At 56.0% G+C, this 4,940-nt stretch carries 5 protein-coding genes and 2 pseudogenes; 5 read left to right on the forward strand and 2 right to left on the reverse strand.

Annotated features, from left to right (window positions below; genetic code table 11):
• Window positions 1-91: 91 nt before the first annotated feature.
• Complete coding sequence (locus tag GTF44_RS21715) at window positions 92-427, reverse strand: type II toxin-antitoxin system RelE/ParE family toxin (protein WP_171563474.1); 336 nt, start codon at window positions 425-427, stop codon at window positions 92-94.
• The gene (locus GTF44_RS21720) at window positions 424-681 is read right to left on the reverse strand and encodes a type II toxin-antitoxin system ParD family antitoxin (RefSeq protein WP_171563476.1); all 258 of its coding nucleotides are present in this window, start codon (window positions 679-681) and stop codon (window positions 424-426) included. Before GTF44_RS21720 ends, GTF44_RS21715 begins: the two co-directional genes overlap by 4 nt.
• 125 nt (window positions 682-806) lie before the next feature.
• On the opposite strand from GTF44_RS21720, the pseudogene GTF44_RS22025 reads away from it, so the two are divergent.
• The 5 genes and pseudogenes from GTF44_RS22025 to GTF44_RS22720 form a co-directional block, all read left to right on the forward strand.
• Window positions 807-1,205: pseudogene (locus GTF44_RS22025) on the forward strand (hypothetical protein); the annotation flags it as partial.
• Complete coding sequence (locus GTF44_RS22030; RefSeq protein WP_367383449.1) at window positions 1,190-1,621, forward strand: transposase; 432 nt, start codon at window positions 1,190-1,192, stop codon at window positions 1,619-1,621. The pseudogene GTF44_RS22025 and the gene GTF44_RS22030, both read left to right, overlap by 16 nt.
• Window positions 1,622-2,349: 728 nt before the next feature.
• The gene (gene repA / locus GTF44_RS21730; protein WP_171563479.1) at window positions 2,350-3,567 is read left to right on the forward strand and encodes a plasmid partitioning protein RepA; all 1,218 of its coding nucleotides are present in this window, start codon (window positions 2,350-2,352) and stop codon (window positions 3,565-3,567) included.
• Window positions 3,568-3,640: 73 nt separating this feature from the next.
• On the forward strand, window positions 3,641-4,636 hold the full coding sequence (gene repB, locus GTF44_RS21735) for a plasmid partitioning protein RepB (protein ID WP_171563481.1): 996 nt from the start codon (window positions 3,641-3,643) through the stop codon (window positions 4,634-4,636).
• A 165-nt stretch (window positions 4,637-4,801) separates the two neighbouring features.
• Window positions 4,802-4,940: pseudogene (locus GTF44_RS22720) on the forward strand (replication protein C); the annotation flags it as partial.

Consider the following 4,940-nt stretch of genomic DNA (forward strand, 5'->3'; position numbering starts at 1 on the left):
GCCATGCATCCGCGGAGATGACGCGAAAGTATCAGCGCCGCCGGGACCGGTTCCGCGTGAACCTGACCAAGGCTGCGGGACTATGAAAAGATCAGGTTTCGTTGCTTCTGAGTGTTGTCAGCGCCGTGATGTGGCGCGGCAGATCGCTACGGGAATGCAGAACATCGACGATGATGACTTCCTCGGGTCGATCCAGGAAAATCAGGAAATGCTCCGCTGCTCTGAGATACCGTAAGTCCGCAGCATCATCGACCAGGATGGAGCAACTCCTACTGTGCGCCTGCCCATTTACGATCGCTTCGCAACGGGTGAGCAACTCAGCTTCGTAAATGTGTGCCTGACGGATCCCAAATCTCTCGATAGTCCAGCGGGCGATCTCAACAAGGCTGTCTTCCGCACGGCGCGTCAGCCAAAAAGATCGCTTCATGACGTTGTCCGCGCCCTCGCGAAAGCCCGACGAACCGCATCCGCCCCACTTCCTTCAGCCAAATCGCCACGTTCCGCCTGTTGAAGACCTTCGAAAAGCCCGCCCCGAATGCCGGCCAGCTGCGCCTCTTCCTGTTCGAGCAATCTCAATCCCGCTCGCATGGCCTCGCTCACGTTCTGATATCGCCCGGACGAGACCAATGCTTGAATCAACTGGTCTTGGGTTTCGGTCAGGACAACGTTGCGTGTGACCATGGTCGCATCTCCTCGCTGGCGATATATGCCAATCGGGGAGCTCGGTCAATGCTGTGGAGCTTTGCATCGTCGTCTCCAAATGGTCGTTTATTAACGGTATATGAAATTGGAAACGGCGGGTTTTCTTGCCCCTGATAGGCTATGCGGGCGTCTCCGCAGAGGATCAGACCCCTCTGCCCCAGTCTGAGGCCTTGCGATCTGCGGGAGGCGGAAGATGGCTTCTTCCCCTCGCTCATGGACCCGATCGACACGCCACCCCTCCGCGGGCAAGTTCACCCTGCAGGTCTTGGGCGCGGCAGCCGAATTCGTGCGAGCCCTGATCTGGGAACGCGCCAAGGTGCTGCAAGACGGCTACATGCAGCGGTTGAACGAGACGGCTCAGGACTGGGTGCCCCACGTCCGACGACTTCGACCTGATATGGTCTGGGAAGATGTGCTGCGGATCATTAATGGCCCCTGCCTACGGCCGTCGTCGGACGCGAAGCTGCCTCCTCTGTGTCGTAAAAGCATATGTGCGCCACGGGTTGGATCATGGGGCACGCAGACCTTCATCGCGGGCCTCAGCGCAGAGGCATTGATCGCACCCTGGATCATCAAGGGCGCGATGGATGGCGAAGCCTTTGCAACCTACGCCGAGCAGGTCCTGGTGCCGGAATTGGAACCGGGCACTGTTGTCATTCTGGACAACTTGGCCACGCACAAGGATGTGGCTGCTGCCGAAGCCATGCGAAAAGCTGGTTGCTGGTTCCTGTTCTTGCCGCCGTACAGCCCAGACCTGAACCCCATTGAGATGGCGTTCTCGAAACTCAAGGAGCACCTGCGCAGGATCGGGGTTCGAACCTTCACGGAAATGTTCGATGCTCTGTCAGAAATCTGCGATCTCGACACATCACAAGAGTGCTGGAACTCCTTCAAGGCCGCAGGGTATGTCTCAGGCTAATAGTCGGACGCTTTAGATAAAGGGACCGCGATCTGCAGTATGAAGTTCAAAGGTGCCAGATTGTGACCGTCAGGGGCGCCTTTTTCCGAGGTATGAGTGTGCGAGGCCGTGGCTTCTCGATGAAAAGCCAAAGCAAGAGGCACTACGACCTCACGCCGCCAAGACGCTGCTAGAGGTCGAAGCCGAAGCTTTGCCTTCGCATGCCTTGCAATCTCTTGGAGAGGTGTGGGGCATTCGGCCAGCTCAACGATCCATCTCGGGAGAATCGGTTCAACTGATTCTCGTCCGAGAGACTTTTTGTGCGTGGCGAGTTGCGCCTGCGACCATTACGCTTCACTCTCAGAGCATCGGTTGGGACCATACCCAAAGCCGTCTTCGCCTCAGCTGTCTGGCGTATGTAGATGAGCTACGCGATCGCAACAACACAGTTGCGGTAGATCGTTTTGACAGCCGTGCAGATCTCAAAAAACAGAGAATAATCAACAATCTAATTAGAATTTTCCGTGAGCTCTTTAGATCTGAAGTCGAAACCCATCCTTCCGACGCATCTACATGTGGTAGAGGATATTGCTTCAGGGGCGTTCTGTGGTGGCGCCTACAAGAGCTCCTTCCATCCTTGAGCTAAAGTCGGCCAGATCAGAAAACCGTTGTGAAATGACCGATCTCGGGTTAAGTCACAGTTTAACTATAGAAATCGCACAAAAAGCGATATTTGACGAGGCGGTAGTATGGCAGCAGCAGTGTTCTATGGTAATGAAGCGGACACTCCCTTCGATGAGATCATCCTCCAACAAGGAGAGCTGATCTCTGACAGACTCAATATATTGCGTCAGGAGCAGTATCCACCCGACGCTCAGAAGGGTTTGCGCCAGTTTTCTTTGGCTGAGGTCGCCTACTACCTCGGTGTGACCCAATCCACGATCAAAAAGCTTCATCTGGAAGGCAAAGGTCCCGAGCCTGAAACCTCTTCCTCGGGTCGCAGGTCGTATTCCGCACAGCAGATGATCGAGTTGCGTGCTTACCTCGATCAGCATGGCCGCCCCGGCAAGCGCCGATACCTCCCCCATCGAGCCGAGGACGAAGATCTTCACGTCATCTCGGTGGTGAACTTCAAGGGTGGTAGCGGAAAGACCACAACGGCGTCACATCTCGCTCAGCACCTCGCCTTGAAGGGGCACCGCGTCCTTGCAATCGATCTCGATCCGCAAGCATCTCTTACAGCCCTGCATGGCATTCAGCCGGAGTTGGACTCTGTTTTATCGCTGTACGAGACGCTGCGCTACGACGAAGAACGCCGGCCCATCAATTCTGTCATTCGCCCCACAAACTTCCCGAACCTTGATATCGTACCAGCGAGCCTTGATCTGCAAGAATACGAGTATGACACACCCGTAGCCCTCACGAGCCGTGATCCGTCAGAGGGGCGTGCCTTCTTCACCCGCATCTCTAAGGCGCTTGAGGAGGTCGACGATCGATACGATATCGTAGTGATCGACTGCCCTCCTCAGCTTGGATATTTGACTCTAACTGCACTCACTGCGTCTTCCTCGGTGCTCGTGACCGTTCACCCGCAAATGCTTGACGTCATGTCGATGAGCCAATTTCTCCTAATGCTCGGTGGTATCCTTCAGACAATTCGCGAGGCCGGTGCTGAGATGAAGCTGAAGTGGTTCCGGTATCTCGTTACACGTTTCGAGCCGACTGATGGTCCCCAGAAGCAAATGGTTGGTTTCTTGCAGGCTATGTTCCCCGACCAAATGCTTGAAGCTCATATGCTAAAGTCGACGGCGATCTCCGATGCAGGGATTACGAAACAGACACTCTATGAGGTTGAACGCGCTCAGTTCGTTCGCTCGACCTATGATCGCGCCATCGCATCCTTGAATGCCGTGAATGACGAGATTGCGGGGCTCATCCATCAAGCATGGGGGCGCGAAGTCCCATGATTTTGACAGCCGCGCAGATCGGTTTTGACAGCCGTGCAGATGTAAATCTCCAGATCGAGCTCGGGAGGGTTAGATGGCCAGGAAAGACCTACTAAAATCCGTGATGGGCGATGCAAGCCAGGCCAAGCACGGTGCGGAACGCTCAAGCTACGCGATGCGCGGTGCGTCGAAGTCCATGAAGGTTTCCATCGACAGCCTGGCCGAAAACTCCAAGCGGCTGCTTGAGGGTGAAACCATCGTAGAGATCGACACCGACCTTATCGATGCATCCTTCGTCAATGATCGACTCAGCGGCGATGACGAGGCGTTCGAAGAGCTAAAGCAATCTATCTCGGTCAGCGGACAGGACACGCCCGTCCTATTGCGCCCACACCCTGAAGTGCCAAGTCGTTACATGGTAGTCTTCGGTCATCGCCGCGTGCGGGCCGCACGCGCCTTGGGGCGCCGGGTCCGTGCCGTAGTTAAGGAGATGGATGACGTCGCGCACGTCCTGGCCCAAGGCCAGGAAAACACCGCGCGCGCTGACCTCTCCTTCATCGAGAAGGCGCTCTTCGCCAAGAACCTTCGCAGTCTTGGCCAAGAAAAGGATGTCATCCAGCAGGCGCTGACGATCGACGGGACGCTCCTGTCGCGAATGCTTTCGGTCACGAGCACCGTGCCGAGCCACGTGATTGAGGCCATCGGCCCGGCCAAGCAGATCGGCCGGGACCGTTGGGAAGATTTCAAAAAGCTCATGACGGAGAAGGCCAACCTCAAGGTCGCCGATCATATTCTCAAAACGGAAGGTTTTGATCATCTCGACAGCGATAAGAAGTTTGAGACCTTGCACAGCAAGGTGGCGGAGGTGGGCAGGGCGCCCAAGCGCCGCAACACCAAGGCTGCGCCTGTCAAACGCACCTGGACGGCCGGGGGGGGGCGAATCAAGGGGGTGATTGGCCGCGCTGGCCGAGCCTATAACATCTCGCTGACTTCCAAAGATTCCGCGGTATTCGGAGAGTTTCTCTCTGAGAACCTCGATGAACTCTACGCGGAGTTTCTCAGAAAAACTGAGGAGACATCGACATCATGACCTGAGGCAAAAGAAAAGCCCCCAAGCCGATCCGGCCCGAGAGCTTATCCGATTAGATTAGACACCTACTGGATACCGCTCCCGCGAATCACTGTCAACGAAAGAACGTCGTTTTGGCGAATGGAATTCTTTTGCCTCCTTAAACCACGGAGGTGAAATACAGGCATGACACAGAGCGGTTGGCGCAAGCCGACGCCGGGTCTTGGCATAGCTGAACAGCTTGCCCAAGCCGGCGAACTAATAGCTGTACCCAAGATTGAGGCCTTCGTGGCCGCGAAGCGCGTCGGGGCTCATATCGGGCTTA

Source organism: Roseobacter sp. HKCCD6576-2 (assembly GCF_013179285.1).
Classification (GTDB): Bacteria; Pseudomonadota; Alphaproteobacteria; order Rhodobacterales; family Rhodobacteraceae; genus Rhodophyticola; species Rhodophyticola oceani.